Here is a 24617-nt window from a genome sequence, read left to right as displayed (position 1 = left end):
TCTGGAGAAGGACGGCGATGGCGACTCTTCGTTCCCGGACCACCACCCACGGCCGCAACGCGGCGGGCGCGCGCTCGCTCTGGCGCGCGACCGGGATGACCGACAGCGACTTCGGCAAGCCGATCGTCGCGATCGCCAACTCCTACACCCAGTTCGTGCCCGGCCACGTCCACCTCAAGGACCTCGGCGAGATCGTCGCCGAGGCCGTGAAGGAAGCCGGTGGCATCGCACGCGAGTTCCACACGATCGCCGTCGACGACGGCATCGCGATGGGCCACTCGGGCATGCTCTACTCGCTGCCCTCACGCGAGATCATCGCGGACTCCGTGGAATACATGGTCAACGCGCACCAGGCCGACGCCCTCGTCTGCATCTCCAACTGCGACAAGATCACACCCGGCATGCTCAACGCCGCCATGCGCCTGAACATCCCCACCGTGTTCGTCTCCGGCGGACCGATGGAAGCCGGCAAGGCCGTGGTCGTTGGCGGCGTCGCCCAGGCCCCGACCGACCTCCTGACGGCAATCGCCGCGTCGGCCTCGAAGGACGTGGACGACAACGCGCTCACGGCCGTCGAAGAGGTCGCGTGCCCGACGTGTGGTTCGTGCTCGGGCATGTTCACCGCGAACTCCATGAACTGCCTCACCGAAGCTTTGGGACTGTCGCTGCCCGGCAACGGTTCCACGCTGGCCACCCATCGTGCCCGTCGAGAGCTTTTCCAGGAGGCCGGCCGCACGGTGATGGCGCTGTGCAAGCGCTGGTACGGCGAGGACGACGCCTCCGCGCTGCCGCGCTCGATCGCCACCCGCGAGGCCTTCGAGAACGCGATGGCGCTGGACATGGCCATGGGCGGCTCGACCAACACCGTGCTGCACATCCTCGCCGCCGCCCAGGAAGGCGAGGTCGACTTCACCATCAGCGACATCGACGCCATCGGCCGCCGCGTGCCCTGCCTGTCAAAGGTCGCACCGAACTCCGACTACCACATGGAAGACGTCCACCGCGCCGGCGGCATCCCCGCCATCCTCGGCGAGCTCTGGCGGGCCGGGCTGCTCCGCGAGAACGTGCACACGGTCCACGCCGCGTCGCTGTCGGACTGGCTGTCCACTTGGGACATTCGCGCCACCTCGCCGTCGGCCGCGGCCGTCGAGCTCTACCACGCGGCGCCGGGCGGTGTCCGCACCACACAAGCGTTCTCCACGGACAACCGCTGGTCCTCACTCGACACCGACGCCACCGGCGGCTGCATCCGCGACCTCGAGCACGCGTACACGAAGGACGGTGGCCTCGCGGTGCTGCGCGGCAACCTCGCCCAGAACGGCGCCATCATCAAAACCGCGGGCGTTCCCGAAGGTGTGTTTCATTTCGAAGGCCCCGCGCTGGTCGTCGAAAGCCAGGAGGAGGCGGTGTCGGTCATCCTCACCAAGACGATCAAACCCGGCGACGTGCTGGTCGTCCGGTACGAGGGCCCCTCCGGCGGCCCCGGGATGCAGGAAATGCTCCACCCCACGGCGTTCCTCAAAGGCACCGGCCTCGGCGCCCGGTGCGCGCTGGTCACCGACGGCCGCTTCTCCGGCGCCTCCAGCGGAATCTCCGTGGGACACGTCGCGCCCGAAGCCGCCGCGGCCGGCACCATCGGCCTCGTCGAAAACGGCGACCGGATCATCATCGACGTCCGCGAGCGCCGCCTCGAACTCGACGTCCCCGCCGAAGTCCTGGCCGAACGCCGCGCCAAGATGGACGCATCGGAGCGACCGTGGACTCCTCAGGATCGCGACCGTCCGGTCTCGAACGCCCTGCACGCCTACGCCGCCATGGCAACCTCCGCCGACACCGGCGCGGTGCGCCGCATCCCCAGCCCCGCGCGGTCACGCTCCGCCGAGGCGCACTCCCCGGCACGGCAACCCTGATCACCGACGGCCGCGCCGCAGGACCGTTACTCCGCGGCCGCCGGTACCTCGGTGGACGAGCGGCGGCGTCTGGACCGCGACCGGCTCGCCCAGTAGACCCACCCGAAGATCATCAAGAAATCGACGAGTCCGATCACGAGGCCGACGATGAAGTCGACCTCATCGGGTCGATGCAGGTCCACTGCCGCTGCGGGGTCGGCGATTACTTCGACAACCGAGCCTGGCTTGTCGCCGTTCACGGCCACGATGCCGTGCTGCCCGTCGGGCGTGACGACGGCCAGGGCGTTGCGCGTGTACCTGCTCGGTGGCGTGAACTGTTCGGCGGTCCAGTGGTCGGTGTAGCCGGTTGCGGTCGCCCGCACGTGCACGCCGCGCGTCTCCAAGATCAGCCCGTCGACGGCGGCGAGTCCGGCCATGAAGATCATCACGATGTGTATGCCGGCGACGAAGACGCTCAGCAGGATGAACACCCCGTCACGGGCGAGGATCGCCGGGATCACGAGGATCAAGGCGGCGCTGATCCAGATCAGCAGAGTGCCGCCGCTACGGTGGAACACGTCCAGCACGACACCGAGCCAGGTCACCGCGGCCAGCACCAGCGTGGCCAGCACCGTGCGCACCCAGATCATGGGCGAATGGTAACGGCGAGTGAACCGGGACGCCCGGCGTTTCGCCCGGTCGGGTTCGCGTGGATCTCGGGCGATTCGATCCGGTTGTCCCGTTCAGCGGGTTGGGGGCCTGCGGGAATATCGCCACCGTCGCCACGGTTCGAGCCGTCATGGGCGTTGCGGCGGGATGTGTCGGTCCGGGAGCGGGGCCGTGATGTCCGAGCGCCACGCGCCTTTCAGGGTGGGGCTGGTCGTCCCGTTGCAGGGGCCGGCGGGGATCTACGGGGCGTCCTGCGTGCTGTGTGCCCGGCTGGCGGTCGAGGAGATCAACAGTGCGGGCGGGGTCCTCGCTCGTCCGGTGCAGCTGCGGATCGTCGACGGCGGGGCGGAGGTGGATCGGGTCGCGTCCGATGTGGATCGGCTGATCAGCGCCGGACAGATGGACGCCGTGGTGGGTTGGCATCTCTCCGCGGTGCGCCAGCGGCTGGCTCCCCGGATACGCGGGCGGGTTCCGTATGTCTACACCGCACTCTATGAAGGCGGTGAGTCGACGCCCGGGGTGTTCGCGATCGGTGAGACCCCCGAAATCCAGCTGCTTCCCGCCCTGACCTGGATGGCCGACGAGATCGGCGTGCGGCGATGGTTCGTGATCGGCAACGACTACGCCTGGCCGCACCGCTCCACGGCACTCACCCGGCAGTTCCTCCACGACCAGGACAAGGTGCGGATCGACGGCGCCGCGTTCGTGGACCTCGGTACGTCGGCCTTCGACGCCGTCCTGCGGCAGATCGAGCGCAGTGCCTGCGACGGGGTGCTGATGTTCCTGGTCGGGCACGACGCGGTCGAGTTCAATCGGCAGTTCGCCCGACGCGGCCTGCACGACCAATGCGCCCGGTTCTCCACACTCATGGACGAGAACATGCTTCAGGCGATAGGTGCCTCGTCGGCGCAGGACATTTTTGTCGCCTCAGGTTACTTCGAAACGTTGCCCACGGCCGAGAGCCTCCAGTTCGGAGCCCGGTACGTCCGCCGGTTCGGTCCCGAGGCTCCGGTGCTCAACGCGCCCGGCGAATCCTGCTACGAAGGACTGTGGATGCTGGCCGAGCTGGTGAACCGAACCGGCTCCGGCGACGTCGACCAGTTGCACGCGACCGCCGAGCATTCCCGCTACCGCGGCCCCCGCGGGAACATCCTGGTCGATCCTCAACGGACCGAGCAGACGGTGTATCTGGCGACCGCGGACCACACGGGCTTCGACATCCTGGCCAGCATCTGACGATCCGCGCCCGACATCCGTGGCCTCAGCGTGGGTCGATCGGCGTGCAGGTACCGGCCCGGGCCTCGATCACGGCCGCAGCATCCAGAATGCCCTCTTCGTCGAAGCGTCTTCCCAGGAGCTGGACGCCGGTGGGCAGGCCCTCGACGACGCCGGTCGGCACCGAAACCGCGGGGAATCCGAGGAGGGGGATCGCCACCATCGAGGACTGTGCGGCCATCACGCGTCGCATGCTGTCGACGCTCGCGATGTCGGTGTCGTGCTCGAACGCCTGCTCGGCCGAGACGGGGAGGAGAACCGTCGGATACCGCTCGAGGAACTCGGCGAGCGCGCGGACGAGCGTGCCCCGCCTCGCGTAGCCGTTCATGTAGTCGGTGAGGCTGGGCTGCTGTCCCCACCAGGCAGCGGCGCCGGCGTACAAGCCGGCGGCGGCCTTCTTCATCCCCTCATCACCGACCTCCTCGACCAGGGGCATGATCTGCCGGAACTCTTCCATGCACAGCAGGTACCAGAGCCGGTAGGCCTCGGCCAGAACGGGCAGCTCGGTCTCCTCGACGACGTAGCCCGCGTCACGAAGCCAGTCGGCGGCCCTGTCGAGCGCGCTGTTGACAGCCGCCGTCGGAGTCGCGACGCCGTGATCACGGATCAGCGCGACGCGCAACGGATTCGCCGTCGGCGGCGCCACCGGGGCACCCGGAACGTGGAAGGGATCACGGGGGTCCGCGCCGGCAAGGCCACGCAGTGCCAGGCGGACGTCGTCGACCGTCCGCGCCAGTGGCCCCTGCACCAGCATCGACTGCATCGAGAGAGCGGCATCCGCGTCGGGGGGACCGTAGAGACCGGCCACCTTCCCCACCGTGGGGCGCAATCCGACCACGCCGCACACGTACGCCGGATACCGGATGGAACCACCGACGTCGTTGCCGTGGGCGACGGGAACCATGCCGGACGCGACCGCGGAACCCGCGCCGCCACTCGATCCGCCGGGCGTGTGTGCGCTGCTCCACGGGTTCAGGGTGCGTCCGTGCAGATCGTTGTCCGTGAACCAGCGAAAGGAGAAGGCCGGGGTGTTGCTGCGTCCGACGAAGATCGCCCCGGCGCGTCGGAGGTTGGCCACGTGCGGGCTGTCGACGGTCGCGAGGTTGTCCCGGAATGCCACGACCCCGTCGGTGGTGGCGTGCCCGGCCTGGTCGGAGTTGACCTTGATGGCCACGGGGACGCCGTGGAGGGGGCCGAGCTCGTCTCCGGCGACGGTGCGACGGTCGGCCTCGTCCGCGGCATCGAGTGCCTCGGCGTGGCTCACCTCGACCAGCGCGTTCAGCTCGGGATTGACCGCGCCGATCCGGTCCAGGCAGCTCTGCACCGCCTCGCGGGCCGAGATCTGTCGCGTGGCAATCCCGTGGGCAATCCGGCCGGCGGACCAGCGCCAGAGATCGGCGGTGTCGCCGTCCGCAGTTGCCGGGGTCGTCGCGGTCATCGGGGTCCTCCGTCTGCCGGTCCGGGCTTTGCGGGGATCGCTTCCCGGAACTCTGATCGGCGACGCTAGGGCGGTCGTGGCGGGGCCGGTATCGGTCGGCTGACCGAACTTCGCGCCTGCTGCCGGCCCGCGCTCTCGGCGGCCCGGTCCGGCGACTCGAACACCGTCTCGACCGCCGTAGGCCGTGTAGCCTGCCCCGACAACGGAGGACGTTCGCGATGAAGCGGAGGAGGTTCGCGATGAGCGAGCACTATCCGGAGACGGACACGTCCCCCGCCAGGCTTCTGGACGATTTCCTCGATCCACTGCGCGTGCAGGTCCCCTACACCGGCGCGATGATCACCGTTTATGACGTGATCAAGCATCGACACGCCGCAGTCGTGAATCGCGGATACGCTCCGGAACTGGTGTCCTACGTCGTGAGCGATTTTCTCGCCCCCAGCCCGACCTTCCAGATCGTGGCCGCCAATCCCGGGGAGATCTTCCACTGGGACACCCTGGCCGGGTTCCGGCACAGCGAAATCGCCGCGGAGTTCCTCGTACCGGCCGGATTCCGGCAAGGAGCCTCGATGGTCCTCGACGGCGGGCCCGGGAGGATTCTCGGTTCGTTCCATCTCAGCCTCGACGAATCAGTGGTGACACCCGCGAACCTCGCGGCACTGGGAATGGCCCGTCGTACGCTCGTCCCGCTCACCGCAGCCCATCGGATGCGGCTCGCCACTTCCCTCTCCCCGCGCGAACTCGACGTTCTCGCCCTCATCTGCGCCGGAATGAACAACAACGAGATCGCCGCCGAATTGTGGGTGAGCCGCCGGACCATCGCCACCCACGTCGAACGCATTCTCCGCAAGCTCGGCGCCACCAACCGCGTGCAGGCCTCCGTCCGTGCGGTCCGGCTGGGTCTGGTCGCCTCCGAACCGCAGCCCCGTACCGGCTGAAGCGCCGTAGGGCGACCGGGCGCGGCATGTAGCTCGGTGCCGATGAGTATCGTCTCAATGATTGAGAATCACCTTCAGGCTACGTGAGCCGCGGCCGCATCCTCGTCGTACAGCCGATGACGAGCGAGGTGCATCGATGATGGCGGCTTCCCCGGCCACGACGGTCGAACTGGTGGTGGCGGACAAGCGCGACGTGGCCGCCGGCGTCACCGAGCTGACGTTGCGGCACCCGCGCGATCGGCGACTACCCGACTGGGCACCGGGCGCGCACATCGATCTCGTGCTGCCGAACGGCATCACCCGCCAGTACTCCCTGTGCGGGGATCGCTGGGACGCCTGCAGCTATCGGGTCGGGGTGCTGCGTGAGCCGCGGAGCCGGGGCGGCTCGTCGTATGTGCACGATCGGTTGCGCACGGGTGACCGGGTAGCGGTCGGCGGGCCCCGGAACAACTTCCGGCTCGTTCCGGCCCCGCGATACCTGTTCGTCGCGGGCGGGATCGGCATCACGCCGTTGCTGCCGATGGTTCACCAGGCGGAGCTGCTCGGGGCGGACTGGCGGCTGCTCTACGGCGGCCGGTCGCGCACCACCATGGGGTTCGTGGACGAGCTCGTCCCGTACGGCGACAAGGTCACCGTGGTGCCACAGGACGAGCAAGGCTTGCTCGACTTGCCGGCGTGGCTGCCGGAAGCCGGTTCGCAGGCGAAGGTCTACTGCTGTGGCCCGGAACCGTTGCTGGCCGCCGTCGAGCGCTCGTGTGCGAGCTACCCGGCCGGACAGCTGCGCACCGAGCGTTTCGTCCCCAAGGAGCAGCCGGCCCCGGTGCGGGACGAACCGTTCGACGTCGAGCTGCGCAGGTCGGGCAAGACCGTGCAGGTGTCACCGGGACAGACGGTGTTGCAGGCCATCAACGACGTCGGAATCCAGCTGCTGTCGTCCTGCCGGCAAGGCACTTGCGGCACGTGCGCGACGACCGTGCTGGCCGGGCTGCCGGATCACCGCGACTCCCTGCTGGACGACGACGAGCGCGCGGCGGGCGACTGCATGTTCGTGTGCGTGTCCCGCTCGTGTTCCGACCGGCTTGTCCTGGACCTGTGATCGCTCACCCGGAGGAAGCCATGACCACCACACTGACCCCCTCGGACCTGCCGACCTCGGCGGTGGATCCCTTCTCGCACGAGGTGCTGGAGGATCCGACCGGATTTCAGGCGGAACTGCGCGATGCCGGGCCGCTGGTCCACCTCAGCCGCTACGACGTGTTCGCAATGGGCCGGTACGAGCAGGTGCACGCGGCGCTGATCGACTGGCAGAGCTTCCAGTCCGGCGCGGGTGTCGGCCTGAGCAACTTCCGGTTCGAGAAGCCGTGGCGCCCGCCGAGCCTGCTGCTCGAGGCCGATCCACCCCGGCACGACGCACCCCGTGCGGTGCTGTCGAAGATCCTCGGGCCACTCGCGCTGCGCAAACTGCGCGAGCACTGGATGGCCGATGCCGACCGGCTCGTCGCGCAGGTGCTGGCCGAGACGGAGTTCGACGCGGCACGAGACCTCGCCGCGGCGTTCCCGCTTCGGGTGTTCCCGGACGCGGTGGGTATTCCCCAGGAGGGCAGGGAGAACCTCCTGCCCTACGGCGATCACCTGTTCAACGCCTTCGGGCCGCCCAACGATCTGGTCGAACAGGGCAACGGGCGGGTCGCCGAGCTGTCCGGCTGGGTCAACGCGCAGTGCGCGAGGGACGTGCTGGCCCCGACCGGGTTCGGTGCCGACATCTGGGCCGCCGCCGACCGCGGCGACATCACCTTCGAGCAGGCCCCGCTCGTCGTGCGCAGCCTGCTCTCCGCAGGGGTGGACACGACGGTGCACGGCCTGGCCGCCGTCCTCTACGCCTTCGCGACGCACCCCGATCAATGGCAGCGGCTGCGCCGGGAACCGACGCTGGCGCGGGTCGCGTTCGACGAGGCCGTGCGGTGGGAATCGCCGGTGCAAACCTTTTTCCGCACCGCCACCACCGACATCGAGATCGGCGGGAAAACGGTGCCGGACGGTCGCAAGATCTTGATGTTCCTCGGCGCGGCCAACCGCGATCCCCGCCGCTGGGAGAATCCGGACGCCTTCGACCTGTCGCGCGACCCGTCGGCGCACGTCGGATTCGGCATGGGACTGCACCAGTGCGTGGGCCAGCACATCGCGCGGCTGGAAGCCGAGGCTCTGCTCGTGGCGCTGGCGCGGCGGGTGGAGACCATCGAGTTGGCCGGCGCGACGAGACGCCACCACAACAACACGTTGCGCGCGTGGGAATCGCTGCCGGTCCGGGTACGGCCCGCACGGTGAGCTGAGCCGACGTGACCTGGCCGGGGCGACGAGGACGCCGCTCCGGCCAGGTGGTGCGTCAGCGCGTGACCTGGGGTTGCTTCGCAGCGGGTACGGCGGCGACGGCGTCGGCGAGCTCCTCGATGCGCGAGGCGAAGGGCGAGTGGGCCGAGTCGAGTTCCACGACGTGGTCGGCCTGCTGCGCCATGCCGCGCTGGGCTTCGAGCGGAATCGCGCCGTCCTGGTTGCACACCACGTAGGTGCTGGGGATGGTGTGCCAGCCGGACGCCAGTTGCGGCTGCTGGAACGACGCGGTGGTCTGCGCGCCGAGACGTGCCGACCACTGCGTGGCCAGCTCTTCGTCGACGTCACCGTAGAACGCGGTTCGCGCGTCGTTCACGGTGATCAGGCCCGCTTCGTCATCGACGTCCCACCACGGCGGAATTGCGCCACCGAGCACACCCGTGAGGGACTGGCCGGTGTCCAGCATGAAGGCACAGACGTACACCAATCGCGTGACGTGGGCCAGGCCCGCGGTGGCCTCGGACGTCGGGATGCCTGCGTAGGAGTGCGCCACCACCACTGTCGGCTCGGTCGATCCCCGCACCGCCGCGCGCACCGCGCCGGCATCATCGCGCAGGTCGCCGGCTCCCTTGGTGCTGGGCAGTTCGACCGTCACCGGGTCGAACCCGCGGGCGCGCAGCGCGGGCAGGATCGGCTCCCACGCCCACGCGCCGTGCCATGCGCCAGGAACCAGTACCAACCGCTGTGCCATAACTCCTCCTTGAGTCTTGGACGGCGCGGAAGCACACGCGGGCCGCACGTCGCGGCGGCCGAGATCACCGTGTCCTCCCCCGGAATCGGGTGTCTCCGAGGATGCGGATTGCCTGCGTTCAGGAGAAGGACGTTCTCAATGATTGATACTACGGATGCGAACTGTCGGCGCTCGGTCCGTTCAGCGCGCGGGTGATGCCTCGCGCGGCGGTGCGCAGGACGGGGACGACCGCGTTGGCTTGCCTGTTGTTCGGGACGATCGCCGAGAGGGCGGCCACGACGGTGCCGTCGTGGCTGATCGGCACGGCTGTCCCGGTCGCGTCGGGATGAAGGTGTCCGTTGGTGATGACGTAGCCGTCTCTGCGGATGCCGGCCAGCACGGTCCGCAGGCGCCCCGGCCGGGTGATCGTGTGGGTGGTGAACTGCTTCAGCGCTCCGGTCAGGACTCGTTCCTGCAGTTCGCCCGGCGCGAATGCGAGCAGCACCAGGCCGGACGAGGAAGCGTGCACCGGGAGCCGCCCGGCGATCTGGGTGAAGTTGATGACGCCGCCCCGCGCCGAGAGCCGCTCGATGAACAGCACCTCGGTGCCGTCGAGCACACCGAGCTGCACGTGGTGCCCGACGATGTCGTGGACATCTTCCAGGAACGGCATCGCGGCTTCCCGCAGCGACAGCGTGGGCGATGCGCGCTGGGCCAGTTCCCACATCCTGATGCCGATCTGCACCCGGCCGTCGGGGGTTCTGACGAGCAGGCCGTGCTCGACCAGCTCGGCGACCAGCCGCGACGCCGTGGCGACGTGCAGCCCGGCGCGGCGCGCGATGTCCGTGATCGTCACCGCACGCTGCGCCGCGGTGAAGACATCGAAGATCCGCACGGCCCGCGCCAGAACCGACTCACCCGTGCTGACACGAGGCATTGCGCCAGTCTCGCACAGGGACGGCGAAGACGAAGGAAACCGGCGGCACCCCCTGCCGCGCCTCGTCCGAGCGAAAGCTGCGACATGCACGGCCTGGCGTTTGGGCACGGACCAGGCTTCAGCTTCGATGATCCCGTCCGGATCGTCGCAGCGACCGCAGGGAGATGATCGCGGTGACCGCAGGAAGCTCCACACCGGCGACTGCCGCGGTGACAGCGCTCGTCACCGACCTGGCCCGGCGGCTGGCGAGCGAAGGCCTGCCCGAGCACGCGGCCGACCTGCGCAACGCGCACCCGACCGCGCCGGTCACGCCGGCAGCACCGAGCGCCGCCCTGCCCGCCCTGCGCCACCTGCCGAAGGCCCTCCGCATCGCGCGGGCGAACGACGTGACCGGACTGGTGCAGGCGCTGACGTCCGCGCGGTGGACGCAGACCAGCACCTACGTGAGCAATCCACCCCACGAACACTTCCTGCCCGGCTACGCGCACTGCACCCTGCTGGGTTCCGCAGCCGCGCTACCCGTCGCCGTAGACCCCGCCGGCCTGCTCACGCTCGGCGTCCTGCTGCTCGGCCCCCACCTGCACTACCCGCCTCACTGGCATCCAGCCGACGAGGTCTACGTACCGCTCACCAGGGCCCGCTGGTCCACCGACGAATCCCCCTACGTCGCACGCGAACCCGGCACAGTCCTGCACCACACCCCCACCCGACCGCACGCCATCCACACCGACGCCATCCCCCTCCTGGCGCTCTACCTCTGGCGCGGCGACCTCCACACACCGGCCCGCCTCATCAACCCACCCGGCTGAACCCCGGCATCAACGCGGAACGGGGTGCGATGACGCGAACGAGACGCTGATGGAGGCGATGCCCGAGGGCTCAACCCTCCCCTCCGCAGTGCGACAGCTCGTCGACCCCGTTCGGTAGCGCTGCTCAAGGAGGGACGGCGAGGTGGGTTTCCTGCACCGGAGCTGAGCGGACGCCAGGCCTGTTAATCCAGGCGAAATCGCACGTTGCTGACCTGTGCCGGCGAGGGGACACTTGACCGTGGAAGATCCACACGGCTCAGCAACACAGCATGGGGAGGTGCGTCGCGTGGCGCCGGCCGATGGCGGTGGGTCGCGGCGTACCGTCATCCGGCGGAAGCTGGCGGCCCCGGTTCTCGGTGATCGTCTGGTCCGGCGGGAGCGGGTGACCGCCCGCGTCCGCGCGCTGCTCGAGCGGGCGAACGTGCTGACCGTGTATGCGGCAGCGGGGTCGGGCAAGACCACGGCTGTTGCCCTGGCGTTGCGGGACCTCGACCGGCCGGTGGCGTGGCTGTCGCTCGACGGTACGGAATCGGCTGCGGGACGCTTTTTGTTGTACCTCGAGGCGGCGGTCACGCCGCACGCCCCCGAGGCGAGTGGCGCGGCGACCGACGCGCTTGCCGCCGGGATCCTGGTCGGTGAGGCGGCGGGGCTGCTCGCCGAGAGCTTGCACGGCACCGGAATCGTGCTCGTCTGCGACAACGCCGAGCGGGTCTGCGGCAGTGACGAGGCGCTCGCCGTGCTGTCCGCACTCGCCCGGTACGCGCCCGCGGACGTCGGGGTCATCCTCATTTCCCGGACGGCCTTGCCGCTGGACACCGGTTCGACCGGAGAACTGGGCCGGATCGCCGAGCTCACTGGTTCGGACCTCGCCTTCGATCTCGACGAGGCCGCGGAAGCGTTGCGCCTGGCCGGGCGATCGGCGTCGGACGCGGCTGAGGCCATTCGCGTCACCGGCGGGTGGGTGGCGGGAATCCTCTTCGCCGATGGGACCCTCGCCGACGCGCCGCACCGGCTTCGTGACTACCTCTCCACGCACGTCCTGTCCGGACTGTCCGAACAGGAGCGCCGGTTCCTGGTGTACACCAGCCTGCTGGACGAGGTGACCGTCGACGACGCGCTCGCGCTCCGGCTCGAAGACGCACCCCGGATCATGGCGGCGCTGCGCCACCGTCACCTTCCGGCGACCTGGCCCGACGACCGGACGTTGATCGTCAGCCCCCAGCTGCGCGACCACCTGCGCGAACTCCTTGCCGAGCAGGAACCTGGCGAGCTGAAGCGGGTCCGCCTGCGGCACGCGCGGCTGCTGGTTCGCCGCGGCGAGCAGGAGGAGGCCGTGGACGCGCTGCTCGGCGTCGGTGCGGTCGACGAGGCGTGGGTACTGGCGGCCGAACTGCTGCCGCGGCTGATCGAGCGGATGGACTTCAGGCCTGCGGCGCGGTGGCTCGACGAACTGCAGGCCTCCGAGCGTCCGCTCAGCCCTGCGATCGGCGGGATCGTGCTGCGCGTCGCCTTCGCCCTCGAACAGGCCGGGCGGGCGGTCGAGCTCTACGACCGGCACGGCCGGGGCTGGATCACCGAACTGGCGGCCGACGGCTCGGGGGAAGCCCTGGTCCTGCTGGTGTGGTGTTTGTGGCACGCGGGCCGCATCGCCGATGCCGGGCAAGTAGCCGAGGTGATGTCACCGGGGCGAGCCAGGGACATCGCCTTGACCGTGCTCGCACTGAGCCGCGACGAACCCCCTCCCCCGTTCCCGGCGTTCGCGACCACCCCGTCGGGACCGCTGGACGGGATGCTGATGCGGCTGGCCTTCATGCGCGGGCGGCTGGCCGGCCTGGACGACCCCGGAACACACGGCCCGTGGCGCAGCGTTCTCGGTGCGCCGTGGGTCATCGCCGGCCTCCGCGCGACGGGGCGGATCGAACAGGCGATGGCGCGCTACGAGGCGCACCGCGAAGCACCTCAGCCCCTGTGGCTGCACGCGCTCGACGCCGTGGAGCTCATGATCGACCTCGGGCGCGCCGAGGACGCGTGGCAGGCCCTGCAGCGCGGCCACGAACTCGTGGCGGCGACCGGATCCCAGATCTACCGGGTGCTGCTGCACCTGATGGAGGCGAAGTTGTGCCTGCGCCTTCATCACGATCCGGAAGCCGCGCATCGCGCGCTGGACGAGGCGGAGACGAGCGGCTCACACCGGCACGCGTTCACCCGCGAGCTGGCCTTGCTCTGGCGAGGGCTCGCGTTCCTGCTGCGCCACCGTGACACCGAGGCCAGCGACGTGCTGCAACGGAGTCTGCGGAGCATGCGCGCCGCAGACCGCATGCTCGAGATCCCGACTGTGGCGTGTTACCTGGCCGAAGTCCAGTGGCGGATGGGCGCGGAGGATGCCTCCGACGAGTCGGCGGCACTGGCGATCGGTATTGCGGAGGAACGGGGTTCGGTGCATCTGCTGCTCAACGCACTGGCGGACGTACCGGCCGTGGCCGTACGCGGCGCGGACACCGAATCGGACCGGCTGTCGCACTGGCACGAGCTGACCGCGTCGCTCGCGAACGGGCGCCGGATCACCGCGGCCGGCCGGGCGCCGAGGCTGGTGCTCGAGGATCTGGGTGAGCCGGAGCTGCGGGTGGACGGCTCGCCGGTGACGCCCCGGCTGCGCAAGAGCATCGAGCTGCTCGCCTACCTCCTGGCCAGCCCCGGCCACGAGGCCAGCCGTCAGGAACTGCTCGGCGCACTGTTCGACTCGAACAACGAAGCGGCCGGGCGCAGCTACTTGCGGCAGGCGCTGTATCGCCTGCGTGAGGTGGTGCCGGACGAACTGTCGCCCGTCGTGCAGGAAGACCGGTTCCGCCTCCCCGGTCCCGACTTGGTCAGCAGCAGCGCGGCCGAAGTCCTGGAGGCGTTCGCGCAGGCCGACCACCAGAACGGGGAAGCCCGGCTGGACACGTTGACCGCGGCGCTGGCCCGGACCGAGCGAGGCAGATACCTCGGCGACCTGTCCGGGGCGTGGGCGGACGCGCGCCGCGCCGAACTCGACGAGCTCGTCCTGCGGGCCCGGCTGGACGTCGCCCGGGTCGCGTTCCGGCTCGGCCGGTATCGGGAGGCGGTCGCCAACGCGGACACAGTGCTGCGCCTCGATCCGTACCGCGAGCAGGCCTGGCTGCTGCGGATCACGCTGGCCCAGGCCAGCGGCAACGACGACGACGTGCTCGCGCTGTACCAACGTTATGTGGCGACCATGCGAGAGCTGGCCGTCCCGCCGTCGGCGGAGGTGCACCGCCTGGTCACCCGGCTGCGGAGCTGACGCACCGATTTCGCGGGCGATAACGGGCCCGGTGGCACGCTGGTTTTCGGCCGACGTCACCCGCGTGCTCCCCTGGAGGTAGCAATGGACAGCGTGAAGCATCTTGCCGTTCCTGCTGATACGGAGAATGGGGTTTTCCGTTTCCGCCAGGCCATTTCCCGGTTCAGCACGGGGGTGGCCGTGATCACCACCCGCACCGCGGACGGGCCCGCCGGGATGACCGCGAGCGCGGTGGCCTCACTGTCGATGGACCCGCTGCAGCTGCTCGTGTGCATCGGCTCGAATCTTCCGACCTGCAAGGCGATCACCGAGTCCGGCAATTTCGCCGTCAACGTCCTCGGCGAAGACCACGAACACATCGCGAAGCACTTCGCGACCCGCCGCAAGGACAAATTCGCCGGCATGAAGCTGCGGACGGACAGTGACGTCCCGGTTCTGACCGACGCGATCGCGCACTTCGTCTGCTCCGTCGCGGATACCCTGCCGGGCGGCGACCACACGATCGTGGTGGGCGACGTGCTGAAGTGCGATCATGTCCCGGGCACGAACCCCCTGGTGTACTTCGCCAGCGCTTTCGGCAGTCTCGCCGGCCCGGCCACCCCCAACGGGACGGCCGGGAGCTGGCACTTCGCGTCGGCGATGTGACCGCACCCCGAACGCGGTCGGCCGTCGTCGTCCGGACCCGGCTGCGGCCACCTCCCCCGCACCCGGACGACGTGCGCCGCGCGCGGCTGCTGGCCCGGCTGGACGCGGTCAGCGAACCGGTGATCCTGGTGGCCGCGCCTCGCGGCGCCGGGAAAACCGTGCTGCTGGCCCAGTGGGTCGCCTCCCGGCGGTGCGCCTGGGTGAGCCTGAGCAGCCATGACGACACCCCGGCGGGCGTGTGGTCCGCGGTGCTCGAATCGGTACGGCCCTACTGCCCCGACGTCCCGGCTCCCCCGGCGGCACTGCTCGACGACGAGCCGACCCTGTTCACCGAGATCATCCCCGAGCTGCTCAACGCTCTGGCTTCGACCGGGTCCTTGGCGCTCGTGCTCGACGGGTTGGACGTCGTCGAGCACCCGGTGACCCGGGCCGCGCTGGACGAGTTCGTCCGCCGGGCTCCCGACACAGTCCGGGTCCTGCTGGCCACCGCGCGCCCGCCGAGTGGGCCGATCGCCTCGCTTCGCGCGGCCGGTCGCCTCGCCGAGTTCACCGAAGAGGACTTGCGGCTCGACCTGGCCGAGACCCGGCAACTGCTGTCGGCCACGGCCGGCCGCCCGGTCGACCGCGCGGAAGCGGCCGCGCTGCGGCACGGGTACGCGGGCTGGGCGACCGGTCTGCGGCTGGCCGGCATGGCCCTGCGGAACCAGCCGCCCGGCGCAGCCCTGCCCCATCCCGTGCCCTCGGTCGAGGACTTCTTCCGCGCCGAGGTGCTCGAACGCGTCACCTCGCGCCAACGCCGGCTCCTGCTGTACAGCAGCGTGCTGGCGGAGCTGACGCCCGAACGTTGTGCGAAAGTGACGGCGCTGCCCGCTGCCGGCGAGACGCTGAACGCGCTGGCCGAGTCCTCGCTGCTGCTGCGGCGCACCGGGGCGGGTCTGCGATGCCACCCGGTGCTGCGGCTCGTGCTGAGCTCCGTGCTGACGGCGGAACAACCCGATGCCGTCGCAGCTCTGCACGCCCGCGCGGTAACACGCCTAAGGCAGGAGGGCGATCCCGACGCCGCCTACGAGCACGCCCGTATGGCGGGGCTGCCCGACGTCGCTGTCCGGACAGCACTCGAGACGTGGCCGGCGGCGCACCCGCGGACCCTGCTCGCACGCCTCGACGAGGCGCCGACGATGCCCGCCGAGGCGCACGCGATTGCCGCGGCGGCGGAGCTGGCCTGCGGGCGCCCCGCCCGCGCGGCGACCCGGCTCGCCGGGCCGGACGATGGCCCGGCGCTTGCCGTGCGGGCGTGGCTGGCCCTGCAACGCGGCGATCTGGCCACCGCGCAGTGCGCCGCCACGCGGGTGATCACCGCCCACCGACCGGCGGGAGCCCGGCCCTGGTGGTTGCTCATGGCTCACGCCGCGCTCGGCACCGCTGGGGTGTGGGAGGGTCGGGCAGCCGGGGTCGTCGACCAGCTCGCCGTGACGGCTCGTGACGCGGACGGGCTCGGCTATCGGGATGTCTCGGTGCGGGCACTGGACGCGCGCACCGCCGGGTTGCTGCTCACCGGCGACACCACAGCCGCGCTCGCCTCGGCCACGCAAGCGGCCGCTCTGCACGAACTCGATCCGACGCAGTGTGCGGCTCCCGTCGTCGCGGTGGCGTGCCTGGCGGCCGCGGACCGCGGCAGGACTGCGCCCCCTACGGCGGCTTTTGTACCCGCCGCTCCCCATGCGGAGGCCTTCTCGGCTCTCCTCCACGCGCACTCGACGTCCACTTCCGGGGACGCTCGGCACCGGCGGCGAGCCCACGCACAGGCGCGCGCCGCGCTCGCCGGCCTCGGGTACGGCCCAGTGCTGGCCGCCTTGTTCGAGGAGCAATGGCCTTGCGGGGTCCCGGATCTCCGCCCGGCCGTGCTGTCCGATCGGGAACGCGCCGTGCTGCGTGCCCTGTCCGGGCCGCTGACCCTGCGCGAGATCGCCGCCGAACTGCACGTCTCGCACAACACCGTGAAAACCCACGTCCGGTCGGTGTTCCGCAAGCTGGGTGCCCACGATCGCGCCGATGCCGTCAGCCGGGGAGCCGCAGCCGGTTCGGCCACCGGTCACGCCACGCCCACCGGCGGGGCGTGACCGGCGCCGGCCTCACCGAGCCGATGACAGCGCGGCTCACTCCCCGGCTTGGTGGCGGCCCGAAACGGCCGGGTGGTGGGCACCGGCCGTCCCGAGCCGCGGTCTGGCGGTCAGTGGGCGCGCGCGTCCTGCCGGCGGGCGTAGCCGGCTTGCCCGGTGTACTCCGTCCTCCCGTCGTCCTTCGCGGTTGCCGGCTCGATCCCGGCGATCTTCCGCGCGAGGTCGGTCAGGGGGCCCGACGGTGCCATCTCGGCGCGGTTCATGGTCAGCATGCGCACCGCCAGCAACGGGGTTCCGTTGAAGTTCTCGAACACGCTGATCCGATCGCCCCAGTCCGACAGGTACAGGTCCCGGATGACCCGGCTGATCTTGAGCCGGTCGTGTGGCCGCCCGATCGGACCCGTCTGCAACGGCTCGAGCCACCGGCGCAGCTCCGGCTGGTTCCACTGCTTCTCGGTGAAAAAGATCAGTGATGCGCGTCCCGCCAGATCGACCAGTTCGTTGACCATCCGGGGCACGTTCTCCAGGTAGTAGGCCCGGCCGAAGTCGAACAGCAGCACACTCGGCTTGTACAGCCCGCCCGGTGTGGTGAACCCGTCTTCCTCACAGGCCAGCACGTGGGCGCGCAGCGTTTGGTGGAAGCCCACGAGCTGAGCCAGCCGAGCCTGAACCGGCGGCAGCTGATAGGTCCCCACGTGCTCGGTGATCAGCAGGGCCAGGCCGACCATCACCTCGGCGCGGATGGTCTGGCGCACGAGCGCCTGGTAGTGCAGCCAGTCGAACACTCGCTGCGGGTAGAGCGAAGCGTGCTTCGGGTTGCCGATGTGAAAGACCTGGTTCCACGGGATGAACACGTCGTCGAAGAGGATCGTCGTGTCCAGCTCGTCGCCCTTGGCGGCCAGCGGGTGCTCTTCGTACTGGCCTTCCTTCACGGTGCTTTCCCGGCAGACCAGGGTGACGCCGGGAGTGTTCGCCCGGACCGCGCCGAAGATGACCTGTTCGCTGGTGATCCCCGGCCGGAAGAACACCCCGATGTGGATGAAGTCGGCGAACGCTGCACCCGTCGCGATGGCCTTCACACCGCGCACGACGATGCCGTCCTCGCGGGTCTCCACGATCCGCAGCGCCGGCGACTCGGCCTGGGCCGACTCACGCGACCGGTCCGTCTGCGGGTCGACGAACGCCGGAGCGGCGTTGAGGTCCCCGTCGACCATCAGGTCCCAGAACTCCTCGATTCCGACGGTCAGGTCACGCCCGCCGGTGCCCTGCGACTGCTCACTCCACGGGGCGGGATCGTCCTTGTAGGTGTGCAGCACGTAGTTGTTGACGTCCGGCGTCCTCGGCACGGCGCCGCCGTCGAGCTCGCGGATCACCGTCTCCAGATAACGGCGCTTGCGCTTCAGCTCGTCCTTCGTCGTGTGACGGAACCAGGTCATCGAACGACGCTCACCGTCGTCGTCGACGAAGGTCATGACATCGCGCAGGTCGTCGCGGTGGTGCAGGTCGTAGAAGTCCGCGATGCGCTTCGCGTAGTCCCGCGTCTTCGGATGAGTGGCCACGTTGTCGACCTTTTCGTCCCCGACCCACACCACCCGGCCGTCGTCCAGTGCGTCCAGGTATTCCTTGCCGGTTCGCAGCACAGATCGCTCCTTCCGCTCGTGGGCGCTCCTCGTGCGCCGGTATCCACCGTGCAGCGGAAGGGGGTGAGACAACCTGAGCTCGCGGGGTGAATCCGAGGTAACACCGGATTTCGCCGCGGCTAACGCACCTCCGCCTACCTTTCCAGCACAAGTGCGAGGAGGAAAAATGCTGGACCCGGACGAAAAAAGCATTACCGAAGCGGTGCTGCAGACACTGGCGGACACGCCCGACGCGCGAATCCGCACAGTGCTGTCCAGCCTGGTGCGGCATCTGCACGACTTCGTCCGGGACGTGGACCTCACCGAGGCGGAATGGGCGCACGCCATCGATTTCCTGACCCGCACCGGCCGGAAGTCGAACGACACCCGGCAGGAGTTCATCCTGCTCTCCGACGTGCTCGGGGTGACCACGCTCGTCGACACGGTCAACCACCGACGGAGCACCGGCACGACCGAAAACAGCGTCCAGGGCCCCTTCTACCGCCAGGTACGGCCCGAGTTCGCCGACGGCGCCGACATCTCCAACGGGCTGCCCGGCACACCACTGCTGTTCCACGCCACCGTGGTCGACACCACCGGCGCCCCGGTGCCCGGGGCCGAATTCGACGTGTGGCACGCCGACAGCCACGGCCACTACGACTCCGACGTGCCCGGCCTGGACGCCGCCGCGATGCGCGGCCTGTTCCGCACCGGCACGGACGGGACGGTCACGATCCGCAGCATCGCGCCGGCCCCCTACCCGATTCCGGACGACGGGCCGGTCGGCGAGCTGATGCACGCCACCGGGCGGCCGGTCATGCGTCCCGGGCACATCCACGTCCGGATCGCGGCACCAGGCTTCTCGACCGTGACGACGATGCTGTTCCGCGACGACGACCCGTACCTCACCGACGACCCGGTGTTCGGCACCAAGCAGTCGCTGCTGTACCGGCGGGACCTCCGAGAGGGACCGGACGGGCCGTACGATCTCGTCGAACACACCTTCGTGCTGGACGAACCGCGCTGAGACCCTCAGGTGAGAACACGGGTGGGTCAGCGGAACCGGAGCGCGCGGGCGGCATCGGCGGCGTCCGCGAGACTCGCTTTGTTGTTGATCATCCTGCGCAGCCGCAGGAAGGCCTTCGGGGAGTTGACCGACAGGACGCCGGTGAGCGTGCCGCTCTCGCCGGTGAGGACGAGGAACTCGGGTTGCGGGCCGTCGAGGTCGACGACCGGCACTCGCTCCCGGCCCGGCCGTCCGGCGAACTGGATCGACGTGTCGTACTGGTCGGACCAGAAGTACGGGACCGAGGCGAACGGTTTCCGGTCCTCGGGCGCCGCGAGCAGGTTCCGGGCCGCCGCGGCCCCCTGCTCGGTCGCGTTGGACCAGTGCTCGACCCGCATGCGCGTGCCGAAGAGCGGGTTGTCCCAGCGCGCGAGGTCGCCGGCGGCGTAGACGCCCGGCGGCCCGGCGGCCAGATACGCGTCGCACGCGACACCGTCGTTCGCGTCGAGGCCGCTGCCGGCGAGCCAGTCCGTGGCCGGCGTCGCACCGATGCCGACCAGAACCGCGTCGGCGTCGAGGACGGTGCCGTCGCTGAGTTCGACGCCCCCGACCCGTGCGGCGCCGAGAACCCGGCTGATCGTCTGCCCCAGGCGGAACTTCACGCCGTGCGCGCGGTGCAGGTCCGCCAGCGCGGTACCGATCCGGTCGCCGAGCGCGGCCTGCATCGGGACGGGCCAAGGCTCGACCACGGTGACGTCCGCGCCCAGGGCCCGGGCGGCCGCCGCCACCTCCATGCCGATGAACCCCGCGCCCGCCACGACCAGGTGGCCACCGCCGAGCAGAGTCTGCCGCAGCGCCCGGCTGTCCTCGTCGGTCCGCAACGTGTGCAGCCCCGGCCGCGCCGTCTCGCCGCGCAGTGATCGGGCCGTGCAGCCGGTCGCGAGGATCAGCCCGTCGTAGGGCAGGTCGAGGCCGGCGTCGGTCGTCACGATCCCGCGCGACACATCGAGTGCGGTCGCGTGCACGCCGAGGTGCACTTCGGCCTGTAACGCTGCGAGCTCTTCGCTGCTGCGCAACGCCGCGCGGTCCAGCGGCCACTCGCCGGTGAGGACCTGTTTGGACAGTGGCGGCCGGTCGTAGGGCGCTCGCCGCTCGGCGCTCACCAGCGTCAGCGAGCCGTCGTACCCGGCCGCACGCAGCTCCTCCGCGGCGTGCAGGCCGGCCAGCGAGCCGCCCACGATCACGACGCGGCGCGGTGTCGGCGAGCGGTCGGTCATGGTCTCTCCCGTCTTCGGTGGGTGGGGAACGCCGACGGCGGTGCGCGCCGGAACCGGACGCGCACCGCCGTCGGCGGCGTGGAGGGTCAGGACTGCTCGATGCCGATCTCCCGCACCGCGGCGGCGACCGCTTCACGGACCGCGGCCCGCGTTTCGGCCGGATCGAGCGCAGCGACCGAAGTGGACAGTGGCGCCGAGGCGTCGACGACCGCGTCGGTCACCGCCGGCAGGGCCTCATTCACCCAACCCGAGATCAGCCCGAAGTTGTCCGCCGCGCCTTCGATCGCCGTGCGGGCGAGCGCGACGGACCAGCGGACGCTGCGCTCCGAATCCTGCTGCAAGTGGCGGTGCATCATGGCCGTGAGCCCGTCGCCGTGCGCTTCGGCGGCTTCGGCGAGCCGCACGTTGAACACGGCGTCGACCGCCGGCTTGACCACGAAGTTCAGCGACACGAACGCCTTGCCCCAGTCCTTTTCCACCAGCTGCAGCTCGAGCACCTTGCGCAGCGGTTGCCAGGACGCTTCACGCTCCCAGCGGACCCGGTCGTCGCCGAACCCGAGCTCGGGGTGGTGGAGCTGCAGCTGCCTGGTCTGGTAGGCGATGCGCTGGATGCGGCGCAGCTCGTCCCCGCCCTGGAACGCGACCGCGTTGCTGATGTAGCTCGACGGCGCCATCGACATCACGTAGGTCGCCGCCATGAGCAGGGCGTGGCCGACGTAGCGGAAGGGGGTGTACCCGGACCGCAGTGCGCCCAGCCACGGTTGCGGCAGCGCCGCGTAGGCCGCGCGGTCCTCGTGGTCGTCGATGAGGCCGTCGACGTAGTTCTCCGCCTCGTCCTGCATCTTCACGTAGGTGCGGTACACCAGCATGTCCGGATCGCGGAAGCGGTTCCAGTCCGGGCAGGTGAAGGGCGAGTCGTTGCGGTTCTCGATGTACCACCGGTTCCACACGTGGTCCGGCGCCATCTCCCACGGCGGCTGGCCCGGCTTGTAGTGCCAGTGCAGGTCGTGCGACACGAACTCGTACTCGGTCGGGACCTTGCGATCCGTGTACCGGCTCCACGTCCGGCGGCGCCGGGTTCCCGGCGTCACGTCACTCGTCATCGTGCTCCTCCTTCGACCGGAGCCGGGCGTCCGGCGCTCTGCCCGGTGCGCCAGACGATCTCGTCGGTGGTCGTGGTGATGTGGCCGGCGAAGAACGCCATGTGCGGCTCGACGTCCCCGATCCGCAGCGGCCGGCCGGCGAGCTCGCTGAGGGTCCGGCGGGTCAGCCGGCAGATGCCGGGCGTGTGGATGCGGATGAACGATCCCTGGTCCCGGACCAGCACGTCGGCTCCGGGGTTGTCCTGGGCGATGGCGTCGGCGACCAGCTCCGCCATCTCCCCGGCCTGCATGATCGGCCCGACCAGCGCCGCACCTTCGGGTGGCGCGGGGTCGCGGGTCGTGTCGGTCTGGGTCATCGGTGACACACCTTTCCTGGTTCGGCGGCCGGCACCCGGACGAAGACCTCGCCGGCCCGGATCTCCACCGGGTACTCCCTGAGCCTGGTGTTCGCCGGGTTGATGCCCGCGCCGTCGGTGGCGTCGAACTCCCACAGGTGGGCGGGGCAGGTGATCACGCCGGCGTCGAAATCGGCGTCTTCGAGCGTGTTCTCCTGGTGCGGGCACATTCCTTGGTAAGCGCGAATTCGTCCGTCCACATTGACCAGCAGGACGGGGGTGCCTCCGGGCAGCTGCCAGTACGACATCTCCCCCGCCCAGAGGTCTTCTTCGGCGCCCGTCGAATGCCAGCTCTCGGCCGGCTTCTCGTGTTCGGTCATCGGATCACGAGTCGGCGTAGGAGACGATGACCTCGTCCATCGGCTGCACGCCCGCTTCGGCCGCCGACCTGGTGGGCTCCAGGAACCGGCCCGCGTGCTCGACGCGCAGGGCGCGGTCGAGCACCGGTACCCGCCGGCCGACCGAATGAGCGGCGCACGCCTGCGCCACCTGCTCGATGGTGTCGGTGTCCTCGATCAGGACCAGGTTGTACAGGAAGTCGCCACGGAAGTGCGCGACCACCGGCATGGGTGAACCCATCGGGTGTTCTCCTCCTCGGTCAGGCCGTGCGGGCCCAGGCGTAGTCCAGTGCGTCCTTGCCAGCCACGCCGGGGGTGATGCCCATGTACGCGAGCGCTCCGTCGAGATCGGGCGGCTGGATGTGCCCGGCGACGAACCGGTCGATCAGCGAGAGGTGACCCCGGTACTTCGCGGGTTCCTTTTCGAAGATCCACTGGCAGGGCTCGGAGCAGAACCGGTACCTGCGCCCGTCCAGCTGCACGGTCCGCAGCGGGGCGGCGTGGGCGTTCCACACGGTCATCGGGAGGTGGCACATGTTGCAGGTGACCGGCAACGTCGACGGCAGGGTCAGGTCCTCGCGCCCGGCCCTCGCGTTCTCGGTGATGACGTCCCACTTGGGGCCCCAGGTCTCCTCCCACTTGGGGTACTTCACCGCGAGCCACTCCCGTTCCTGCGGGGACACCCCGGCTGCCGGGTCCCACCACAGCGTCGGCCGGTAGGTCCACGAGCCCAGGTGCATCGAGTGGTGGAAGTTGTCGACCTCGTCGAGCAGCTGGTCCCAGTACCACGGCAGCTTGAGTCCCGAGTCCAGCATGTACTTGCTGAACTGGTCGAGCACCATCTCCTCCATGAACTCCTTGAAGGAGTGCACGCGGTGTTCCAGCGGCATGTAGTAGTCCATGGGCATGCCGGTCAGCAGCGTGAAGACCTTCCACGTCCGCCACACCGACTTGTCCACGACGTACTGGGCGTGATCGGGATCGTGTTTGCGCAGCACCTCGATCACGGCCGCGCCCTGCTGTGAGTGCCGCGCCTCATCGGTCTGGATGGACTGCAGCAAGGAGGAGAACTCGATGTCGCCCGCTTTGAGCGCGTCCGAGGCCATGCCCAGGAACTGGAGGTTGGTGAACGCGGTCTCGAACACGAACGTCTCCGCGATCGCCGCGTCGACCGCGCTGCCGGCCAGGAACAGGTCGCTGAACATCGACCGCGCGGCGATCGTCCCCCACTCGTTGGTGTGGTACATCTTCTGCGCCCAGTCGAACTGCTCGTCCAGCTTCACATACGAGTGCGGGAAGAACAGCTGGAGCTGGCCGTGGCGGATCTCGTCGAGCATGCCGAGCGTGGCGACGGTGCGCCACGAGGCCGACGGCGCGAAGCGCGCGAGCTTCGCCTCGGACAGCCCGGCGAAGTACTCCGCGACGGAGGCGACGCCGTAGTGCTCCTTGATGATCGCGCGCCAGCGGGGGTCGGCGCCCTCGACGTAACGAGCACGCCCCACCGCGGTCTTGACGCCGTAGAGTCCCTCGTCCTTCTGCCGCTGGATGTCGACGTACTCCCGGTAGGAGACCTTGTACGGCTCGTCCCACTCTTCCCAGGCCTCGCTCGGCAGCGCGGACTCGTCGGTGGCGAACTCCGGGAAGAGCTCGTCGCGGGTCACGTACTCGGGTGTCCAGTCCAGCCGGCGACCGAGATCGAACCAGTCCTCGCGCTTGAGGTGTGGCATGCGTTCTCCTTTGAACTCACTTCGTGCTGCTGTGAACCAGGATGTGCGCGGGCGGCCGCCGGACCAAGGTCGA

21 protein-coding genes are annotated in these 24617 nt (G+C 69.9%); 10 read left to right on the top strand and 11 right to left on the bottom strand.

Features of this window, described 5'->3' with window-relative positions; genetic code table 11:
- Positions 1 to 17: 17 nt before the first annotated feature.
- Positions 18 to 1910, top strand: a complete 1893-nt coding sequence (ilvD, locus tag ACQPXB_RS20770; RefSeq protein WP_432854700.1) for a dihydroxy-acid dehydratase — start codon at positions 18 to 20, stop codon at positions 1908 to 1910.
- Positions 1911 to 1936: 26 nt separating this feature from the next.
- On the opposite strand, the gene ACQPXB_RS20765 is transcribed toward ilvD, so the two are convergent.
- Complete coding sequence (locus ACQPXB_RS20765) at positions 1937 to 2539, bottom strand: hypothetical protein (RefSeq protein ID WP_432854698.1); 603 nt, start codon at positions 2537 to 2539, stop codon at positions 1937 to 1939.
- Between the two features lie 193 nt (positions 2540 to 2732).
- On the opposite strand from ACQPXB_RS20765, the gene ACQPXB_RS20760 reads away from it, so the two are divergent.
- Positions 2733 to 3794 carry a substrate-binding domain-containing protein gene (locus tag ACQPXB_RS20760; protein WP_432854695.1) on the top strand — a complete coding sequence of 354 codons (1062 nt, stop codon included), beginning with the start codon at positions 2733 to 2735 and terminating at the stop codon, positions 3792 to 3794.
- 25 nt (positions 3795 to 3819) lie between these two features.
- Here the strand turns inward: ACQPXB_RS20760 and ACQPXB_RS20755 are convergent, their stop codons facing one another.
- Positions 3820 to 5271 (bottom strand): amidase family protein, encoded by a 1452-nt coding sequence (locus ACQPXB_RS20755; RefSeq protein WP_432854692.1) that lies wholly within the window; start codon positions 5269 to 5271, stop codon positions 3820 to 3822.
- A gap of 239 nt (positions 5272 to 5510) precedes the next feature.
- Here ACQPXB_RS20755 and ACQPXB_RS20750 point away from each other — a divergent pair, with 239 nt between their 5' ends.
- From ACQPXB_RS20750 to ACQPXB_RS20740, 3 genes are all read left to right on the top strand, one after another.
- On the top strand, positions 5511 to 6209 hold the full coding sequence (locus ACQPXB_RS20750; RefSeq protein ID WP_432854689.1) for a response regulator transcription factor: 699 nt from the start codon (positions 5511 to 5513) through the stop codon (positions 6207 to 6209).
- A gap of 136 nt (positions 6210 to 6345) precedes the next feature.
- The gene (locus ACQPXB_RS20745) at positions 6346 to 7305 is read left to right on the top strand and encodes a PDR/VanB family oxidoreductase (protein ID WP_432854686.1); all 960 of its coding nucleotides are present in this window, start codon (positions 6346 to 6348) and stop codon (positions 7303 to 7305) included.
- Between the two features lie 20 nt (positions 7306 to 7325).
- Positions 7326 to 8534: a cytochrome P450 gene (locus tag ACQPXB_RS20740; RefSeq protein ID WP_386955657.1), complete on the top strand. Its 1209-nt coding sequence runs from the start codon at positions 7326 to 7328 to the stop codon at positions 8532 to 8534.
- A gap of 58 nt (positions 8535 to 8592) precedes the next feature.
- Here the strand turns inward: ACQPXB_RS20740 and ACQPXB_RS20735 are convergent, their stop codons facing one another.
- Entirely contained in the window at positions 8593 to 9288 is a 696-nt protein-coding gene (locus ACQPXB_RS20735) for an alpha/beta hydrolase (RefSeq protein ID WP_432854682.1), read from the bottom strand.
- Between the two features lie 148 nt (positions 9289 to 9436).
- On the bottom strand, positions 9437 to 10204 hold the full coding sequence (locus ACQPXB_RS20730; RefSeq protein WP_432854679.1) for an IclR family transcriptional regulator: 768 nt from the start codon (positions 10202 to 10204) through the stop codon (positions 9437 to 9439).
- A 173-nt stretch (positions 10205 to 10377) separates the two neighbouring features.
- Here ACQPXB_RS20730 and ACQPXB_RS20725 point away from each other — a divergent pair, with 173 nt between their 5' ends.
- The 4 genes from ACQPXB_RS20725 to ACQPXB_RS20710 all read left to right on the top strand — a co-directional run bounded on the left by ACQPXB_RS20725 (position 10378) and on the right by ACQPXB_RS20710 (position 17079).
- The gene (locus ACQPXB_RS20725; RefSeq protein WP_432854676.1) at positions 10378 to 11013 is read left to right on the top strand and encodes a dimethylsulfonioproprionate lyase family protein; all 636 of its coding nucleotides are present in this window, start codon (positions 10378 to 10380) and stop codon (positions 11011 to 11013) included.
- Between the two features lie 382 nt (positions 11014 to 11395).
- The gene (locus ACQPXB_RS20720) at positions 11396 to 14314 is read left to right on the top strand and encodes a BTAD domain-containing putative transcriptional regulator (protein ID WP_432854673.1); all 2919 of its coding nucleotides are present in this window, start codon (positions 11396 to 11398) and stop codon (positions 14312 to 14314) included.
- An 84-nt stretch (positions 14315 to 14398) separates the two neighbouring features.
- Positions 14399 to 14959: a flavin reductase family protein gene (locus ACQPXB_RS20715; RefSeq protein WP_432854670.1), complete on the top strand. Its 561-nt coding sequence runs from the start codon at positions 14399 to 14401 to the stop codon at positions 14957 to 14959.
- Complete coding sequence (locus ACQPXB_RS20710) at positions 14956 to 17079, top strand: LuxR C-terminal-related transcriptional regulator (RefSeq protein ID WP_432854667.1); 2124 nt, start codon at positions 14956 to 14958, stop codon at positions 17077 to 17079. The genes ACQPXB_RS20715 and ACQPXB_RS20710 overlap by 4 nt, the downstream gene beginning before the upstream one ends.
- 110 nt (positions 17080 to 17189) lie before the next feature.
- On the opposite strand, the gene ACQPXB_RS20705 is transcribed toward ACQPXB_RS20710, so the two are convergent.
- Positions 17190 to 18719, bottom strand: coding sequence for a 4-hydroxyphenylacetate 3-hydroxylase family protein (locus ACQPXB_RS20705; RefSeq protein WP_432854664.1), 1530 nt, complete (start codon positions 18717 to 18719; stop codon positions 17190 to 17192).
- Between the two features lie 166 nt (positions 18720 to 18885).
- On the opposite strand from ACQPXB_RS20705, the gene ACQPXB_RS20700 reads away from it, so the two are divergent.
- Positions 18886 to 19725, top strand: a complete 840-nt coding sequence (locus ACQPXB_RS20700) for a dioxygenase (protein ID WP_432854661.1) — start codon at positions 18886 to 18888, stop codon at positions 19723 to 19725.
- Positions 19726 to 19751: 26 nt separating this feature from the next.
- Here the strand turns inward: ACQPXB_RS20700 and ACQPXB_RS20695 are convergent, their stop codons facing one another.
- The 6 genes from ACQPXB_RS20695 to ACQPXB_RS20670 form a co-directional block, all read right to left on the bottom strand.
- On the bottom strand, positions 19752 to 20981 hold the full coding sequence (locus tag ACQPXB_RS20695) for an NAD(P)/FAD-dependent oxidoreductase (RefSeq protein WP_432854658.1): 1230 nt from the start codon (positions 20979 to 20981) through the stop codon (positions 19752 to 19754).
- Between the two features lie 86 nt (positions 20982 to 21067).
- A complete protein-coding gene (locus ACQPXB_RS20690) occupies positions 21068 to 22084 on the bottom strand; it encodes a hypothetical protein (RefSeq protein WP_432854655.1) in 1017 nt (338 codons plus the stop codon).
- Positions 22081 to 22440, bottom strand: a complete 360-nt coding sequence (locus ACQPXB_RS20685) for an MmoB/DmpM family protein (protein ID WP_366581855.1) — start codon at positions 22438 to 22440, stop codon at positions 22081 to 22083. The genes ACQPXB_RS20690 and ACQPXB_RS20685 overlap by 4 nt, the downstream gene beginning before the upstream one ends.
- Positions 22437 to 22799, bottom strand: a complete 363-nt coding sequence (locus ACQPXB_RS20680; protein WP_366581854.1) for a Rieske 2Fe-2S domain-containing protein — start codon at positions 22797 to 22799, stop codon at positions 22437 to 22439. The genes ACQPXB_RS20685 and ACQPXB_RS20680 overlap by 4 nt, the downstream gene beginning before the upstream one ends.
- Before the next feature lie 4 nt (positions 22800 to 22803).
- A complete protein-coding gene (locus ACQPXB_RS20675; RefSeq protein WP_366581853.1) occupies positions 22804 to 23058 on the bottom strand; it encodes a toluene-4-monooxygenase system B family protein in 255 nt (84 codons plus the stop codon).
- Positions 23059 to 23077: 19 nt separating this feature from the next.
- Positions 23078 to 24544, bottom strand: coding sequence for a YHS domain-containing protein (locus tag ACQPXB_RS20670; protein WP_366581852.1), 1467 nt, complete (start codon positions 24542 to 24544; stop codon positions 23078 to 23080).
- Positions 24545 to 24617: the final 73 nt, after the last annotated feature.

This window comes from Amycolatopsis sp. CA-161197 (genome assembly GCF_050942255.1).
In the GTDB taxonomy this organism is placed as follows: domain Bacteria; phylum Actinomycetota; class Actinomycetes; order Mycobacteriales; family Pseudonocardiaceae; genus Amycolatopsis.
This window is presented reverse-complemented; position numbering and strand designations above follow the sequence as displayed.